This window comes from Bradyrhizobium sp. SZCCHNR1015 (assembly GCF_032489875.1).
Classification (GTDB): Bacteria; Pseudomonadota; Alphaproteobacteria; order Rhizobiales; family Xanthobacteraceae; genus Bradyrhizobium.
Map to the genome: position 1 here is coordinate 145,882 of NZ_JAUEYW010000017.1, position 17,835 is coordinate 163,716.

12 protein-coding genes are annotated in these 17,835 nt (G+C 67.0%); 9 read left to right on the plus strand and 3 right to left on the minus strand.

Going from position 1 to position 17,835, the window contains the following annotated elements; translation table 11 throughout:
* Positions 1-53 precede the first annotated feature (53 nt).
* The 9 genes from QX128_RS27485 (at position 54) to QX128_RS27525 (ending at position 13,977) form a co-directional block, all read left to right on the plus strand.
* The gene (locus QX128_RS27485; protein ID WP_316239040.1) at positions 54-1,142 is read left to right on the plus strand and encodes an ABC transporter permease; all 1,089 of its coding nucleotides are present in this window, start codon (positions 54-56) and stop codon (positions 1,140-1,142) included.
* Positions 1,143-1,152: 10 nt separating this feature from the next.
* On the plus strand, positions 1,153-2,871 hold the full coding sequence (locus QX128_RS27490; RefSeq protein WP_316239041.1) for a nitrate ABC transporter ATP-binding protein: 1,719 nt from the start codon (positions 1,153-1,155) through the stop codon (positions 2,869-2,871).
* Positions 2,872-2,948: 77 nt separating this feature from the next.
* A complete protein-coding gene (locus tag QX128_RS27495) occupies positions 2,949-3,374 on the plus strand; it encodes a globin family protein (protein WP_316239042.1) in 426 nt (141 codons plus the stop codon).
* 5 nt (positions 3,375-3,379) lie between these two features.
* The gene (locus QX128_RS27500; protein ID WP_410053187.1) at positions 3,380-4,594 is read left to right on the plus strand and encodes an NAD(P)/FAD-dependent oxidoreductase; all 1,215 of its coding nucleotides are present in this window, start codon (positions 3,380-3,382) and stop codon (positions 4,592-4,594) included.
* 18 nt (positions 4,595-4,612) lie between these two features.
* Positions 4,613-7,306, plus strand: coding sequence for a molybdopterin-dependent oxidoreductase (locus QX128_RS27505; RefSeq protein WP_316239043.1), 2,694 nt, complete (start codon positions 4,613-4,615; stop codon positions 7,304-7,306).
* Between the two features lie 184 nt (positions 7,307-7,490).
* Positions 7,491-8,330: an aldo/keto reductase gene (locus tag QX128_RS27510; protein WP_316239044.1), complete on the plus strand. Its 840-nt coding sequence runs from the start codon at positions 7,491-7,493 to the stop codon at positions 8,328-8,330.
* Between the two features lie 197 nt (positions 8,331-8,527).
* On the plus strand, positions 8,528-9,481 hold the full coding sequence (locus QX128_RS27515) for a DMT family transporter (protein ID WP_316239052.1): 954 nt from the start codon (positions 8,528-8,530) through the stop codon (positions 9,479-9,481).
* A 268-nt stretch (positions 9,482-9,749) separates the two neighbouring features.
* Positions 9,750-12,731, plus strand: coding sequence for an autotransporter domain-containing protein (locus QX128_RS27520; RefSeq protein WP_316239045.1), 2,982 nt, complete (start codon positions 9,750-9,752; stop codon positions 12,729-12,731).
* Between the two features lie 73 nt (positions 12,732-12,804).
* Positions 12,805-13,977 carry a fumarylacetoacetate hydrolase family protein gene (locus QX128_RS27525; protein ID WP_315802528.1) on the plus strand — a complete coding sequence of 391 codons (1,173 nt, stop codon included), beginning with the start codon at positions 12,805-12,807 and terminating at the stop codon, positions 13,975-13,977.
* Between the two features lie 474 nt (positions 13,978-14,451).
* On the opposite strand, the gene QX128_RS27530 is transcribed toward QX128_RS27525, so the two are convergent.
* The 3 genes from QX128_RS27530 to QX128_RS27540 all read right to left on the minus strand — a co-directional run.
* Positions 14,452-15,714: a 2Fe-2S iron-sulfur cluster-binding protein gene (locus QX128_RS27530; protein ID WP_316239046.1), complete on the minus strand. Its 1,263-nt coding sequence runs from the start codon at positions 15,712-15,714 to the stop codon at positions 14,452-14,454.
* 55 nt (positions 15,715-15,769) lie between these two features.
* Positions 15,770-16,873, minus strand: a complete 1,104-nt coding sequence (locus QX128_RS27535; RefSeq protein ID WP_316218384.1) for a ferredoxin — start codon at positions 16,871-16,873, stop codon at positions 15,770-15,772.
* A gap of 542 nt (positions 16,874-17,415) precedes the next feature.
* Positions 17,416-17,835 (minus strand): hypothetical protein (locus QX128_RS27540; protein WP_316239047.1); only part of this gene is annotated, 420 nt, incomplete at its 5' end.

The following is a 17,835-nucleotide window of genomic DNA, read 5'->3' on the forward strand; positions in this document are numbered from 1 at the left end:
CAAGTCCTGGCGGTCCACACCCGGTCCCTGTCTCGCATTCTGAAAGATGAGCAATGGCTATTGTCGGAGATTACGTCGATGTCGACGCCGCCGCGGAGCAGCGCGCGCGCAAGGAGCGAATTTTCGCGCGGATCAACGCCGCCGCGAGCTATCTGAATATCGTCGGTCTAGGCTGGCTCGCTCCATTGGCGCGGATGGCGGCCGGCGACAGTATCAAGCCGCAATTGAAGGAGCTCCGGCAGACGCTGCTCGTTCCGTTGCTCGGCATCGGCCTCTTCCTTGCTGCGTGGGGTTGGGTCGCGCCCCACGTGAAGACGTCGCTCGGCGCCATTCCGGGGCCAGCCGAAGTCTGGGGTCAGGCCAAGAATCTCTACGCCGATCATGTGGCCGAACGCGCCAAGCAGGCCGCCTTCTACGAACGGCAGGAGGCACGCAATGCCAAGCTGATCGCGGACGGACGGGCTGATGAGGTCAAGCAGCGAAGCTACGCCGGAAACCCGACCTATTTCGATCAGATCCTCACCAGTCTGCTGACTGTTGCCGTCGGCTTCGTCGTCGCTACGGTGATCGCGGTTCCGCTCGGCATCTTTTGCGGACTTTCGAAGACCGTGAACGGTGCGCTCAATCCACTGATCCAGATATTCAAGCCGGTGTCCCCGCTGGCCTGGCTACCGATCGTGACGATGGTCGTATCCGCTCTCTACACCAATCCGACCGAATACCTGCCGAAGTCGCTGTTGATCTCGGCCATCACCGTGACGCTCTGCTCGCTGTGGCCGACGCTGATCAATACGGCGCTCGGGGTCGCGTCCATCGACAAGGACCTGCTGAACGTCGGCCGTGTGCTCCAGCTCCCGACCCATCGCACGATCACGAAACTGGTGCTGCCGAGCTCGCTGCCGCTGATCTTCACCGGGTTGCGTCTTTCGCTGGGGGTGGGCTGGATGGTCCTGATCGCCGCCGAAATGCTGGCGCAGAACCCGGGTCTCGGAAAGTTCGTATGGGATGAATTCCAGAACGGCTCGTCACAGTCGCTGGCGCGGATCATCGTGGCGGTGCTGACCATCGGTATCATCGGCTTCCTGCTCGATCGGGTGATGTACGCGCTGCAATCCGCCTTCACCTTCTCGAGTCAGCGCTGAGGTGGCCGTCATGTCATTCCTGTCGTTGAAGGGCGTCAGCAAGAGCTACGGCAGCGGCGATCGCAAGGTCGACGTGTTGTCCAATCTCGATCTCGAGGTCGAGGAGGGCGAGTTCGTTGCCATCGTCGGATTTTCCGGCAGCGGAAAATCGACGCTGATCTCGGCGATTGCGGGGCTGGTTCAGCCCGATGCCGGCGAGATCGCACTCAAAGGCAAGCCGATCTCCGGGCCAGGGCCCGACCGCGGCGTCGTATTCCAGTCCTACTCGCTGATGCCATGGCTCACGGTGCGCGGCAACGTCGCGCTCGCCGTCGATCAGGTGTTCGCCGGAGAGACCAGGGCGGCGCGGTCGGCAAGGGTTGACCGGTATATCGCAATGGTCGGGCTGTCGCATGCGGCGCAGCGCCTGCCGTCCGAGCTGTCAGGGGGCATGCGGCAGCGGGTAGCCGTCGCCCGCGCGCTCGCCACCGGACCGGAAATTCTGCTCCTCGACGAGCCGCTGTCTGCGCTCGATGCGCTGACCCGGGCGCGACTTCAGGACGAGATCGTCGAGATCTGGTCGCGTGACAAGCGCACCGTCGTGCTGATCACCAATGATGTCGACGAGGCCATTCTGCTTGCCGACCGCATCATTCCGTTGCTGCCGGGGCCGAAGTCCACGCTCGGACAGAATTTCAAGGTCGACATTCCGCGTCCGCGCCAGCGCTCTTCGATTAACGAGGACGTGCGCTTCAAGCAACTGAGGCAAGCGGTGACGAGTTATCTCATGGACGCGGCCGCCGGCCGGACGCCGGACAAGGCCGCTGGCCGCTCTCTGCCCAATGTGGTGCCGATCACCCAGATGGAGAAGCCGCCCCCGGCCTACCAGCGCGCGATCAGCTCGGCGCCCTACCAGTCCGACCGCTACCTGGAATACTCACAGCTGTCGAAGGTCTATCCGACCCCGAGCGGTCCGCTCACCGTGGTCGACAATTTCGACCTGAAGGTGCGCAAGGGAGAATTCATCTCCGTGATCGGTCATTCGGGATGCGGCAAGTCGACCGTGCTCTCGATGACCGCCGGGCTCAACGATGTCACGCTCGGCGGCATCATTCTGGATGGTCGCGAAGTCTCGTCGGCCGGTCCCGACCGAGCCGTCGTCTTTCAGTCGCCGTCGCTGTTTCCGTGGTTGACCGCGCGTGAGAACGTGGCGCTCGGCGTCGACAGGGTCTATCCGCATGCGACGCCCAAGGAGCGCAACGACGTCGTCGACTACTACCTCGAGCGCGTCGGCCTCGGCGACTCGCTCGACACGCCGGCTGCGTCGATGTCCAACGGCATGCGACAGCGCGTCGGCATCGCGCGCGCCTTCGCTTTGTCTCCGAAGCTGCTGTTGCTCGACGAGCCGTTCGGAATGCTCGACAGTCTCACCCGTTGGGACCTCCAAGAGGTCCTGATGGAAGTCTGGCAGCGCACGCAGGTGACGGCTCTGTGCGTGACCCACGACGTCGATGAAGCAATTCTGCTGGCCGATCGCGTGGTGATGATGACCAACGGTCCCAACGCCCGCATAGGTCACATTCTCCAGGTCGACATTCCGCGACCGCGCACGCGCAAGGCCTTGCTGGAGCATCCGGACTATTACCGCTACCGGCGCGAGGTGCTCGATTTCCTCGAGGCCTATGAACACGGTTCGAAACCTGAGCCGGGCCCCGCGGTCCCGTCGCATTCAGGCACCCAGGCTGCATGACTGCCGGACGCCGGATCGAACCGCCGTCCGCCTTCAGACGACCAACGAGGCCCGATAGCTGCATCGAAGGATTTCCCATGACGCCGTCTCAGATCGCATTGGTTCAGGACAGTTTTGCCAAGGTCGCGCCGATCTCCGATCAGGCCGCGACCATCTTCTACGATCGCCTGTTCGAGGTCGCGCCGCAGGTGCGTGCGATGTTTCCGGACGACCTCACCGAGCAGCGCAAGAAGCTGATGGCGACCTTGGCGGTCGTGGTGAATGGATTGACCAACCTGCCTGCGATCCTGCCGGCGGCAAGCGCGCTCGCCAAGCGCCACGTCGATTACGGCGCCAGGCCGGAGCACTATCCGGTGGTCGGCGCCGCGCTGCTGTGGACGCTGGAGAAGGGACTCGGCGACGGCTGGACGCCCGAGGTCGCCGCCGCCTGGACCGCGGCCTATGGCACGCTGTCCGGCTACATGATCGCGGAAGCCTATGGCAAGGCGCAGGCGGCGGAGTAGGCGCTTTGAGTGAACCGCTCGTCATCGTCGGCAACGGCATGGCCGCTGCAAAGCTGGCGGAGGAATTGTCGCAGACCGTGCTCGGCCGCTACGCGATCGCCGTCATCGGCGAGGAGCCGCGGCTGGCCTACAACCGCGTGCTGCTGTCGTCGGTGCTGGCCGGCGAGGCCGCGTCCCACGAGATCGAGCTCAAGCCGGCATCCTGGTGGCGCGAGCGCGGCGTGACGTTGAAATACGGTGCGCGCGTGACCGGCATCGATGTCGGCCGCCGCGAGCTGCAGATCGAGAACGATGAGAACGTGGCGTTCTCGCGCCTGGTCCTCGCTACCGGCTCGCTGCCGCTGCGGCTGCCGGTGCCGGGCGCCGATCTGCCGGGCGTGCACACGTTCCGCGACAGCCGCGACACCGACGTGCTTCTGGCGCTGGCGGCCAAGAAGGGCCGCGTCGTGGTCGTCGGCGGCGGGCTGCTCGGGCTGGAAGCGGCCTATGGCCTGGCGCGCGCCGGCGCCAAGGTGACGCTGCTGCATCTGATGGACCGGCTGATGGAGCGGCAGCTCGATGCGCCGGCCGCCGCGCTGCTCAAGTCGCTGGTGGCGCGCAAGGGCATCGAGGTTCTGCTCAATGCCAGCACCGCTTCCATCCACGGCAACGGCCGGGTCGAAGAGGTCGAGCTGGCCGACGGGCGCCGCCTCGCCGCGGACGCGGTGATCTTCGCCGCCGGCATCCGGCCGAATGTGACCTTGGCAAAGGAAGCGGGGCTCGCCGTCAACCGCGGCATCGTCGTCGACGATGCGATGCAGACCTCGGCGCCTGGCATCTTCGCGCTCGGCGAATGCGCCGAGCACCGCGGCACCTGTTACGGGCTGGTCGAACCGGCCTACGAGCAGGCGCGGGTGCTGGCGCAGCATCTGGCCGGACGCAAGGCGGCCTATGGCGGCAGCGTCGTCTCGACCAATCTGAAAGTGTCGGGGGTGTCGGTGTTCTCGGCCGGCGATTTCGTTGGTGTCGAGGGCAGCGAGACGATCGTGCTCAACGATGCCAGGCGCGGCATCTACAAGAAGCTCGTCATCGCCGACGGGCGCCTCACCGGCGCCGTGCTGATCGGGGAGACCAGGGATGCTCTGTGGTATCGCGACCTGATCCGCAGCCGCGAGCCGGTCGCGGCGATCCGGACCGAGATGATGTTCGGCCGCGCCGCGGCGCGGCCACGGGCAGCGTGAGAGAGGGGGCCTCGCACGATGACGACTGTTGATCCCAAGTTGCGCACGGTGCGCACCGCCTGTCCGTATTGCGGCGTCGGCTGCGGCGTGCTCGCCACGCCCGACGGCAGCGGCGGCGCGGCGATCTCCGGCGATCCGTCGCATCCGGCCAATCTCGGCCGGCTCTGCTCCAAAGGCTCGGCGCTCGGCGAGACGCTCGGGCTCGAGAGCCGGCTGCTCTATCCGATGATCCGCTGCAAGGGCGGCATGGAGCGGGTGGCGTGGAGCGATGCGCTCGATCACGTCGCGACCCGCCTCAAGCACATCGTCGCCCGCGACGGCGAGGACGCCGTGGCGTTCTATCTCTCGGGCCAGATGCTGACCGAGGACTACTACGTCGCCAACAAGCTGATGAAGGGTTTTCTCGGCTCGGCCAATGTCGACACCAATTCGCGGCTGTGCATGGCGTCGTCGGTCGCCGGCCACCGCCGCGCCTTCGGCGCCGACACCGTCCCCGGCACCTATGAGGATCTCGATCGGGCCGATCTGCTGGTCTTCGTGGGCAGCAACGCCGCCTGGTGCCACCCGGTGCTCTACCAGCGCATGCTGGCCAACAAGCAAACGCGCGGCGCCAGGTTCGTGGTCATCGATCCGCGCCGTACCGACACGGCTGAAGAAGCCGACCTGTTCCTGGGATTGAGGCCCGGCACGGATGCGGCGCTGTTCTCCGGCCTGCTGGTGCATCTCGCCGACAGCGGCGCGCTCGACGGCGACTACATCGCGCGCCATACGTCTGGCTTCGACGAGACCCTGGCGCGCGCGCGCAGCCTTGCCGGCAGCACCGCGGCGACCGCGCTCGCCACCGGTCTGTCCGAGCCCGATGTCGCCGCCTTCTTCAAGCTGTTCCGCGACACGCCAGAGGTCGTCACCTTGTACTCGCAGGGTGTCAACCAGTCGGCTCAGGGCACCGACAAGGTCAATGCGATCCTCAACTGCCATCTTGCCACCGCGCGCATCGGCAAGCCGGGTATGGGGCCGTTTTCGCTGACCGGCCAGCCCAACGCGATGGGCGGCCGCGAGGTCGGCGGGCTCGCCAACCAGCTCGCCGCGCATATGGGCTTCACGCCGCCGGACATCGATCGTATCAGGCGCTTCTGGAAGGCGCCCGATATCGCCACCCATGAGGGATTGAAGGCGGTCGCGATGTTCGAGGCGATCGCGCGCGGCGAGATCAAGGCGCTGTGGGTGATCGGCACCAATCCGGCGGTGTCGCTGCCGGACGCCGATCTCGTGCTGTCGGCCCTGAAGAAGCTCGAGCTGCTCGTCGTCTCCGAGAACGTGCGCTCCAACGACACCGTGGATGCTGGCGTGCACGTGCTGCTGCCGGCGCAGGCCTGGGGCGAGAAGTCGGGCACGGTCACCAACTCCGAGCGGCGCATCTCGCGCCAGCGCGCCTTCATGGCGCCGGCCGGCGAGGCCATGCCGGACTGGTGGATCCTCAGCGAGGTCGGCAAGCGGCTCGGCTTCGCTTCCGCCTTCGACTACGGCTCCGCCGCGGACATCTTCCGCGAGCACGCCGCGCTGTCGGGGTTCGAGAACGACGGCAGCCGCGACTTCGACATCGGCGCGCTGGCGAGCCTCAGCGACGACGAATACGACACAATGGCCCCGGTGCAATGGCCGGTGCGCGCGGGCAAGCCGCCCGCGCCGCGCTTCTTCGCCGACGGCGCCTTCTTCACCGGCGACCGCAAGGCCCGCTTCGTCGCGCCGGAGGTGCCGGCGCTGCGCAGCGAGACCAATGCCGCGCGGCCCCTGCGGCTGAACACCGGGCGCATCCGCGACCAGTGGCACACCATGACGCGCACCGGGTTGAGCCCGCGTCTCGGAGCGCATCTGCCGGAGCCGTTCGTCGAGGTGCATCCGGACGACGCGCTGCGCTACGGCCTGATGCATGACGGCTTCGCCAAGGTGACGACCGAGCACGGCCGGTGCATCCTCAAGGTCGTGGTCAGCGAGCGCCAGCAGCGCGGCATGCTGTTCGCGCCGATCCATTGGAACGCGACGAACTCCTCGCATGGCCGCGTCGGCGCGCTCGTCGCCTCGCACACCGATCCGTTCTCCGGCCAGCCCGAGGCCAAGGCGACGCCGGCCGCGATCAGTCCCTATGAGTACGTCTTCCGCGGCTTCATCCTGTCGCGCACCGAGCTCGCGCTGCCGTCCCATCTGTGGTGGGCGCGGGCGACGGTGCAGGGCGGCTTCGGCTATCTGTTCGCCGACAACGGCGACCTCATGCGCTGGCCGGCGTGGTTCAAGGCGCGCGCCACCGACGATGTCACGGACTACATGGATGTCGGCGGCGGCGTCTATCGCGCCGCGTCCTTCGGCGGCGACCGCATCGAGACCTGCGTCTTCGTCGGACCGGGCCATGATGCCGGCGACTGGAACGTCGTGAAGACGATGTTTTCAGCCGATCGTCTCGACGACGACCAGCGCCGCATGCTGCTGTCCGGCCGCGCGCCCGACGGCGTCGGCGGCGGCCCGATCGTCTGCGCCTGCTTCGGCGTCGGCCGCGACACCATCTGCGATGCGATCGCCGCCGGCGCGCGCACGCCCGCCGCGATCGGCGCGCAGCTCAAGGCGGGAACGAATTGCGGCTCGTGCATTCCGGAGATGAAGCGGCTGATCGCGCAGACGCCGGCGCAGGCCGAGGCGTCGGTGAAGGTGGCGAGCTAGCAAAGCCCGCCGTCATTCCGGGGCGAGGCCGCAAGGCCCCGAACCCGGAATCTCGACATGGCGGAAACGAGCCGGTGCAAACCAAGTTCGAGATTCCGGGTTCAACGCTGACGCGTCGCCCCGGAATGACGTTCCTGGGGAGCGCCAATCGACGTCGCGCGCTCCATCCTCTATGCTCGCCGCCATGAAGCACAAGACATTCGGAACCGGCGGCGCCGGTGTGTCCGTGATCGGGCAGGGCACCTGGTATCTCGACCACGCCGACCGCAGCCGCGCCATCGCCACGTTGCGGCGCGGCCTGGATCTCGGCATGAGCCACATCGACACCGCGGAGATGTATGGCGATGCCGAGCTCGTCATTGCCGAAGCCATCGCCGGCCGGCGCGACGACGTGTTCCTGGTGTCGAAGGTGCTGCCGAGCAACGCCTCCCGCCGTGGCACCATCACCGCCTGCGAGCGCTCGCTGAAGCGGCTCAAGACCGACCGGCTCGACTGCTATCTGTTGCACTGGCCCGGCTCCTATCCGCTCGCGGAGACGGTGGCAGCGTTCGAGGAGCTCAAGGCGGCCGGCAAGATCGCGGCCTGGGGCGTCAGCAATTTCGACGTCGACGATCTCGATGAGCTGCTGGAGGTCGCAGGCGAGGGCAGGATCGCCTGCAACCAGGTGCTCTATCACCTGCAGGAGCGCGCCATCGAGCACGCCGTCATCCCATGGTGCGGCCAGCACGGCGTCGCGGTGGTCGCCTATTCGCCGTTCGGCCATGACGATTTTCCGGAACGCCGCAGCGCCGGCGGCGAGGTGCTGCAGCGGATCGCGGAGCAGCACGGCGCGACGCCGCGCCAGGTCGCGCTCGCCTTCCTGACGCGGGCGTCATCGCTGTTCGCGATCCCCAAGGCGTCACGGCCCGAGCATGCCGAGCAGAATGCGGCGGCTGGCGACATCGAGCTCACCGCGGCCGAGATCGCCGCGATCGATCGCGCCTTTCCGCGCGGGCCGAAGCCGCGTGGGCTGCCCATGCTGTAGCGCAGCATCACGGAAAATTACGGATGTTTGCTACTTCGGCGCGTAGCCAGCGCATATCGGCTGCCCGCTTTCCATGGGTTGTCCCGCGGCCGCGATTGGCGTTTTGTCGCCACTCACCGAATCGTCGCTTCTGCCAACCTTTGAGTTCGACCGTGACCCCGCCCCCGAGTGCGGCCGCCGCCGCGCGCCTCGACGACGTGCCGACGTCCGTGCAGGACAAGCCGCAGGCCCGGCGCAAGCGCGCGCCCGCCCGCGCCGACCGGCCGTTCCGCGGCATTGCGCTGATCCTGCTGTCGACCGTGTTCCTCGGCACCTCGGACGTGACGGCGAAATATCTGTCGAAGACGCTGCCCTCGATCGAGATCACCTGGATCCGCTTCGTCGTATTCGCGCTCATCATGGTGCCGGCGATGATCCCGGGCTCGCCGCTGTTCGCGATGCGCACCGCGCAGCTCAAGTTTCAGTTGCTGCGCGGCGTCGCGCTGCTCGGCTCGTCGCTGATGTTCATCACCGGTTTACGCTACCTGCCGATCGCCGAGGCCTCCGCCACCGGCTTCGTCGCGCCGCTGTTCGTCACCGCGCTGTCGATCATCTTCCTCAGCGAGAAGGTCGGCCTGCGGCGCTGGGTCGCAACCGCGGTTGGCCTGTTTGGCGTGCTGGTGATTCTTCGCCCCGGCACCGGCGCGTTCCATCTTGCCGCGCTGTTTCCGATCGTCTCGGCCTTCGCCTGGGCCTGCACCCTGATCATGACGCGGATGATGAGCGGGCGCGAGCACGCGATCACGATCATGACCTATTCGTCGATCGCCGGCGTCTGCGTGCTCACCGCGATCGTGCCGTTCTTCTGGACCACGCCGTCCTGGCAGGACATCGCCTTCGGCGTGCTAGTCGGCGTCGCTTCGACCATGGGGCAGTGGATCGTCGTGCTGGCATTCCGCTATGCCGACGCCTCGGTGCTGGCGCCGTTCTCCTACACCCAGTTGCTGTGGGTCAGCATCCTCGGCTTCCTGGTGTTCGGCGAGGTGCCGGACGTCTGGACCATCGTCGGCGCCGCCTTCATCGTTTCCAGCGGCCTCTACACTGCCCATCGCGAGCGCGTCCGTCGCTCGCAACTGCTGCAGGTCGCCGGCGAGAGCTCGCCGAATCCGTGAGCCATCGGTCGCACGTCCCCCAGGCCATTGCGGGGGGGCGACTTTTTGGGTGGATGCGTTGCGCGCCCGCTACAACCGCGATCAAACGCGTAACGCGCTGATTTCAAACAAGAAACAGGGACGCCGTCGATCTCGGCGGGCGCCGCGCGCCTGCTAGGTCTTGGATTGCATCACGGGGTGCAGAGCAAGATCGGGGGATTGCGTGCAGAGGCGGGTCGAAACGGCGGGGCGTCCGACGGCGCGAGGCGTGTGGGGCGCGCTGGCGCTCATGCTCGGGCTCTTCGGGCTCGGGCCGACGACGTCGGCGCAGGCCCAGACCGACTACACCTGGGGCGGCACCGGCTCTTCGACTGCGACCTCCGACTACAACCTCTCGACCAACTGGGAGAGCCCGCCGGCCGGCGCGCCGCCGGCATCGAGCGGCCAGGAGGCGCTGTTCGGCGCCACCGGCGCATCGACCATCACGGTCACTGCGCCGATCAATCCGGATTCCTGGATCTTCCTCAGCAACGCCCAGTCCTATTCGATTGGCGGCGCCGACGTGAATTTCGGCGTCGCCGGCTCCGGCTGGGGCTTCATCAACAACGCCAATTCCGGCCAGACGATCACGATCAACAACAATCTCGGCGAGACCGTTGCCGGCGTGCGCGCCGAGCTGCTCGGCAACAGCACCACCATCCTGCTCGGCAACAACTCCTATTCGGGCGGCACCTTCATCGGCAACGGCGCGACCTTGCAGCTCGGCGACGCCACCCACACCGCCCGCATCATCGGCGACGTGTCGAATTTCGGCATCTTCAACGTCGTCAGGGCCGATACGTCCGGGATCGTCTCGCTCACCAATGATGGCGGCACCACCAACTTCCTCGGCGCGAGCTCCGCCGGCACGATGACGATCGTGAACCAGTCGATCGCCACGACGGCGTTCGGCGTCGCCGGAGGCACCGATACGGCGACGGCGGGGAACGCCGTGATCACCAACCATCAGGGCCGCACGCTGTTCAACGCCAACACCAGCGCCGGCAATGCGACGATCACGAATGATACGTTCAGCCTGGTCGCGTTCGTCAATGCCGCGACGGCCGCCAACGCGGTCATCACCAATGGCGGCAATTCCTACCTGATGTTCGGGATGGGCTTCGGCAGCGACACGCCGTCCGCGGGCAACGCAGAGATCACCAACAACATGGACGGGCATATCCAGTTCAACGCCCATTCCACCGCGGCGAATGCGACCATCACCACCAACGACGGCGCTTCCACCCTGTTCTTCGACCATGCGACCGCAGGCTCCGCCACGATCATCACCAATGCCGGTGGTCGCACCCGTTTCCTCGACAATACGACCGGCGGCGCCGCGCAGTTCGTGACCAACGGCACCGGCGTGGTCGACTTCTCCGGCAGCACGGGGGCCAATGGCGACGGCCGCATCACCGCCGGCTCCCTGGCGGGATCCGGCAACTATTACATCGGCGCCTTCAACACGCTGGTGGTTGGCGGCAACAATCTCTCGACCGAGGTCTCCGGCGTGATCAGCGACTACGACCCGTGCGAGTGCGGCACGGTCGGACCGGGCGCGCTGACCAAGGTCGGCAGCGGCAAGCTGATGCTGTCCGGCATCAACACCTACACCGGTGCGACCACGGTCGATGGCGGCATCCTCGCCGTCAACGGTTCGATCGCCGGCAGCAGCGTGACCGTGAATGCCGGCGGCACGCTCGGCGGCAACGGCATCGTCGGCAGCACGCTGGTCAATGGCGGCGCGCTGGCGCCCGGCAATTCGATCGGGCTGCTGACGGTGCAGGGCAATCTCGTGTTCACGGCTGCCGCGAGCTACATGGTCGAGGTGTCGCCGGCCAATGCCGACCGGGTCAACGTGACGGGCACCGCGACGCTGGGTGGCGCCACGGTGCAGGCGGCGTTCGCCCCCGGCAGCTACGTCAACAAGCAGTACACGATCGTCAACGCCGCCGGCGGCATCAGCGGCACCTTCAACACGCTGGTCAACACCAACCTGCCGGCCAACTTCTCCTCGAGCCTGAGCTACGACGCCAACACCGTCTATCTGAACCTGACGCTCGGCACGTCCGGGACCAATACCAACCAGCAGAACGTCACGGACACCACGACCGGCTATTTCAACCGCACCGGCGGCATCCCGCTCGCCTTCGGCGCGCTGACCCCGGCCGGCCTGACGCAGGCGTCCGGCGAGATCGCCACCGCCTCGCAGCAGGCGATGTTCGACTCGATGAAGATCTTCCTTGGCCTGATGACCGATCCCTTCGTCGCCGGGCGCAGTGCGAACCCATCGGCTCCGGCGGCGACGTTCGCCGACGCAGGGCAGGGCGCCGCACCGCGCGATGCCTTCGCGCGCATGCCGGTCAAGGCCGCTTTGGCCCGGCGCTTCGACGAGCGCTGGAGCACCTGGGCGGCGCCGTTTGGGGGTGGTTCGTTCACCGATGGCAATGCCGCGCTCGGCTCGAACGACACCACCATCCGCGAGGTCGGCTTCGCCGCCGGCGCCGACTACATCGTGTCGCCGAACTGGCTGGCCGGCTTCGCGCTGTCGGGCGGCGGCACCAGCTTCAGCGTCAATGGCGGCGGCAGCGGCCGCTCCGACCTGTTCCAGGCCGGCGCCTTCGCGCGCTATCGCAACGGTCCGGATTATCTCTCCGCCGCGCTCGCCTATGGTTGGCACGACGTGACCACCGACCGCACCGTGGCCGTCGCGGGCGTCGACCAGCTCCGCGCCCGCTTCAATGCGTCGGCCTATTCCGCTCGCCTCGAGGCTGGCCGCCGCTACGCCACGCCATGGGGCGGGATCACGCCCTATCTCGGCGGGCAGGCGACGGCTTACGTGCTGCCGTCCTATGCCGAGCAGGTGCTCTCCGGCGCGGGCACCTTCGCGCTGAGCTATGCCGGCAAGACCGTGACGGATGCGCGCGCCGAGCTTGGCGCGCGCGTCGACCGGTCGTTTGCGCTCGCCGACGGCGTGCTGTCGCTGCGTGGCCGCGCCGCCTGGGCGCACAATTTCAACCCGGATCGCACCATGACCGCCAGCTTCCAGGCGCTGCCAGGCACGAGTTTCATCGTCAACGGCGCCGCGCAGTCGCGCGACCTCGCGCTCACCACGGCCTCGGCCGAAATCGCCTGGCGCAACGGCTGGTCGGCGGCCGCGACCTTCGAAGGCGAGTTCTCGACCATCAGCCGCTCCTACGCGGGCAAGGGCGCGGTGCGCTACAGCTGGTGATCGCGCGCTCCCATCTTGGATCGTTCTCGCAGCAATGCTACGGCTGCCTCAACGAGACACCAGGGAGAACGCCATGATCAATCTGACGCCCGAGACCATGCTGCCCGACGACGGCACCCAGGGAACGCTGGTCGGCCGGGTCTGGCGGCCCGACGTCGATGGTCCGGCCGTTGTGGCGGTGCGCGATGACGGCGTCTACGATGTCACCTCGGCCTTCCCGACCGTCAGCGCGCTGTGCGAGCACGACGATCCCGCGGCTGCACTGCGCGGCATGGGCGGGCAGCGCATCGGCGACCTCGCCGCCATCCTCGCCAACACGCCCCCCGATCGCCGTGATCCCGCCAAGCCGTGGCTGCTGGCGCCGGTTGATCTCCAGGTGCTCAAAGCGGCCGGCGTCACCTTCGCGATCTCGATGCTGGAGCGCGTCATCGAGGAGCGCGCGCGCGGCAATCCGGCCTCCGCCGAAGCGATCCGGACAGAGGTGGTGCGTCTCGTCGGCGACGATTTCTCCAAGCTGAAGCCCGGCTCCGACCAGGCCATGCACCTCAAGCAGGTGCTGATCGAGCAGAACGCCTGGAGCCAGTATCTCGAGGTCGGCATCGGCCCCGACGCCGAGGTCTTCACCAAGGCGCCGACCATGTCGTCGGTCGGCACCGGCATGGATGCCGGGCTGCATCCGAAATCGACCTGGAACAACCCGGAGCCGGAGGTGGTGCTGGCGGTGTCGAGCCGCGGCCAGATCGTCGGCGCGATGCTCGGCAACGACGTCAACCTGCGCGACTTCGAGGGCCGCTCGGCGCTGCTGCTGTCCAAGGCCAAGGACAACAACGCCTCCTGCGCGATCGGACCGCTGCTGCGCCTGTTCGACAAGAGCTTTTCGCTCGACGACGTCAGGAAGATGGACGTCGCGCTGAACGTGACCGGCAGCGACGGCTTCGTGCTCGACGGCCATTCCTCCATTAGCAAGATCAGTCGCGATCCGACCGATCTCGTCGCCCAGACCATCGGCGCCGTGCATCAATACCCCGACGGCTTCGCGCTGTTCCTCGGCACGATGTTCGCACCGGTCAAGGACCGCGATGCGCCGGGCCAGGGGTTCACCCACAAGCGCGACGACATCGTCACGATTTCAGCTCCGCAGCTCGGCCGCCTCGTCAACCGCATGCGCAACAGCGACGAATGCGAGCCGTGGACGTTCGGCGTCGGCGCCCTGATGCGCAGCCTCGCGCGGCGGAAGCTGATTTGACGACGGGCTGCCTCTCCATCCTCGCCGTCATTCCGGGGCGCGCGCAGCGCGAGCCCGGAATCCATACGCCGCAGCCGTCGTGAGTCAGACGGCTCTCAGTGATCGTGCTCCACCACGTCTATTCGTGGCTATGGACTCCGGGCTCGCTCGCTTGCGCGAGCGCCCCGGAGTGACGACCGGTGTGCATCGAGGCATTTGGGGCCTCGTGGTTTGAGACGCGCCGCGATGCGGCGCTCCTCACCATGAGGGGCAAGTGGCGGAGCAGCCGCTGCATACGGGACCATGAACACGCTGTTAGCGTGTTCATGGAGAGGGTTTGAAGCTCTTGAGGATCGCGCCGCACACTCAGCCCTCGTCCTGAGGAGCCCGCCGGAGGCGGGCGTCTCGAAGGACGGCTGCACGGCTCTGCCGGCTCTACGCCCCTTCATGCTTGCGAGCGCGATGTTGGGAATTGGAGCGGCCGCCTCACTCGCCTCACACATGCCCCGACGCCATTTCGCCGGCGACGCGGCGCGGGCGTTCCTGCAGCTGGGCGGGATCGCCGCGCGCGGCGCGCTCGCGGACCAGCGAGAGCGCGTGGTCGCGTTCGGCGACCGGGCTGCGCCGTGGCTCCGACCGGCGCAGGCCGAGATCGTCGTCGATCGGATCCTTCGGCACCAGCGACAACGCCCGCTCGAACGGATCGAGCGACGCGTCACGCCCCCTGCCGCCGTCACGGCCCGGCTCAGGCTCGGGCGGACGTCGCGCCACGAGCGTCTTGATGCGCCCGATCAGGCCGGATGGCGCTTCCGGCGGCGCTGAATCGAACGGGTCGGCATAGAACGTCGCGCCGGCCTTCTCGACCATGCCGGCAAGTGCGGTGACCATGCGCGGCGAGCCGCAGGCATAGACCACGTCGGAGGACGTCAGCGTCGGCATGTGCGGCTCGATCCGCCCGGTGCGGATCGACGGATGGTTGATCGGGCCTTCCTCCACGGTCGGAATGATCGTGACATTCGGCAGCCGCGCGAGCTGCGCCAGGATCGGCGTCATGTAGAGCTGCGGCAGCTTCTTGGCGCCGGCGATGATCACCATCGGCCGGCTGCGGTTCTCGCGCAGCGCCATCGCCGCAATCGCCCAGATCGGCGCGAAGCCGGTGCCGCTGCCGGCGAGGACGAGACGGCCGGTGCCGCCCGGACGCAGGAACGCGTGACCATACGGCCCCTGGATGCGCAGCCGATGGCCGGGCCGGATGCCGCTGCCGAGCGCTTGCGTGACGCGGCCGCCACGGACCTTCTTGATGTTGAGATGGATGACGCGGCCGCCGATGCGGCCGTCGAACGAGGCGGTCGGGCTGTAGGCGCGCGCCGGATAGCCGGCGAAGGTGAACTTGAAGTACTGGCCCGGCAGATAGCTGATGCTCTTCTCGGGCGCGATCATCAGCTCCATGATATCTGGCGCGACCTCGCGCAGGCCGACCAGCCGTGCCTTGCTGATATCGATCTCCGGCACGTCCTCCACGTCGACGTCGAGGTCGGAGACGACGCGCGCCTGGCACGCATAGATCATGCCCTGCGTATGCGTCTCGCCGCACACCGTCTGCCCCTTCGAGACGTGAACCATGCAGGTGCCGCAGGTGCCGGCGCGGCAGTCGAACGGAATCTCGACGCCGTTGGCGAGCGCGCCATCGAGCAGCACGTCACCCGCGCGGACGCGGAACTGGCGGCCTTTGACGGTGACGGTCCTGAAGTTCGACATGGTTTACTCCTCGATCGGATACGCTGTGACGATGGTGGGACGAGACCGCGGGGCTTCACGCCTTGCCGGGCGACACGCGGATGAGATTCTTGTTGGCCGTGCTCTCGAATCGGCTCGACCAGTAGTTCGACGCCATCACCGGCCGCTTCAGCCAGCTCACCTTCGGCGAGCGCAGCACCAGGAACCAGAAGAAGAACGGCGTCGTGATGAGATGCGAGACCAGCGGAAACCAGTCCGGGAGTAATGACGCCGGGCCGGGCAGGCGATACCAATAGTAGGTGCTGATCGCGGCCGCCGCGAAGATGCGATGCATCCGGGTGCGGGCGGCGGGCCTGTAGCGCAGGATGCGCTCGCCGACCCTGAACACGACGTAGCTGACGAGCGCGGCGCCCAGCGGCCACACATAGGCGGTGATGATCGCGGCCTGGTCGACCTGCTGCGGCGGATAATCCGGCACTTGATACCAGCCCCAGACGAAGCCGGGGAAGCTGCCGATCAGGAAGTTGCCGAGGAACTGCTGGACTTTTGTGGGCACGCCGGCGGTCGGCGTCAGCTCCGGCGTGGAGTCGGGGCACGGATTGCTGCAGGCCTCGCAGATGTTGCAGCGGGCATTCTTGAAGGTCAGCGCCGGGTTGGTGCCGTAGAGCCGCTCGACCGGATGGATCGGGCACAGCGAGGTGCACCAGCCCGAGCGCATCTCGAACACCGAGCCCATCGCGAACGCCATGACCGCGGCCGACAGCAGCATGACCGCCGTCAGCGGGCCATCGACATTGAGCCCGATGCGCCGCATCGGTACCACGATGAAGAGAAGCGTCACGCTGATCACCGCCAGCGTCGCCGCGCCCCATTCCGGCATCCTGATGTTCTGCGAGATGCCCATCTTGTTCGGCAGCAGATGGAATGTCGCCATCGGACAGATGTTGCGCCACAGGCCCGGTGAGATCGTCACCAAGGCGGGCGCGACGGGAATCAGAAGATTCCACATCAGCGCGATGCCGAGCGCAGGAAAGAACAGCAGCAGGTTCACCAGCAGCACGCCGACGGCCAGCATCACTGTCTGCATCGTCAGCCAGAACCGCCGCTCGCCGCGTCCGGTGCTGCGGCTGCCGGGCTGTGCGGCCGGCTGATACCGGGCCGGTGCCACGTTCACGGCCACGTGGGCGAGTGGCCGGGTCTGTCGTTGGTGGGAAGCATAATCGTGTTGAGCCGAACGTTGAGCGCTGTTGTTTCGCATTGCTTTCCAGGACGCTGGTTTCTCTGTACGGGCGCGCTGGTGTGACGATTTCGGGCCGGACGTGTTGGTCCGCCGTGCCTGTTAGTTCGCGTCATCAGCGCATGCTGTGCCGCAGAATCTGACGGCGAGATGTGGCGCTTTTTGACGGCCAATATGGACGTGTCTGGGCCATGCTGCGGTAGGCGTGCGGCCGTTTGATCTGGATCAAATCGAGGAACATCAAGGATTTGATCCGGATCTGGGGTGTGTTTTCGAGGGCGTTTGATCTGGATCAATGACGGCCTTCGCTGTGACGCATCGCAGGCGCGATCAAGGCGGTGAGTATGCGGCCTCATCGTGGGCCTCATGGTTCGAGACGGCGCTTCGCGCCTCCTCACCATGAGGGTTAAGCTCCGAAAACGGCGCGGCACCCGGCCGGTCGGCGCCGCGGAGTGCGACGGCGCTATGGCTGCCCGACGGGCAAATCAGATCGCGCGTGAAAATCCTGTCCAGCCCTCCGCTGAAAAATAATCCACTTGCCGATTTCGCAAAATCAGCATTAGAGTCCCGACCGTTCCGTTGCGTCGGAGGGGACGTATCGCGGTCGTCATGGACGTCGGTAGCGGAATGCGATGGGCGTGTGTCGTTGCAGCGTGATCATTCGCGCGGACGAACGGCGATGCACGCACGGTCAAGTCGCGCGGTCCTGACACCCCGATGCTGGTGTCACGCTTGCGCCGGCGCTCACGCGCCGCGCAGGCAACGGTGGCCAAAAGCCGGTGCGCCGGGGAGAACGCGAAGCAGCCGTCAAAACCATCGCGCAGGGAGGGCCGGGCGTATTCGGCCAGACCTGTGGTACCTGCCGCCTGCATTTTTTTGAGCAGGCGGGCCACGGGCGCGGCCAG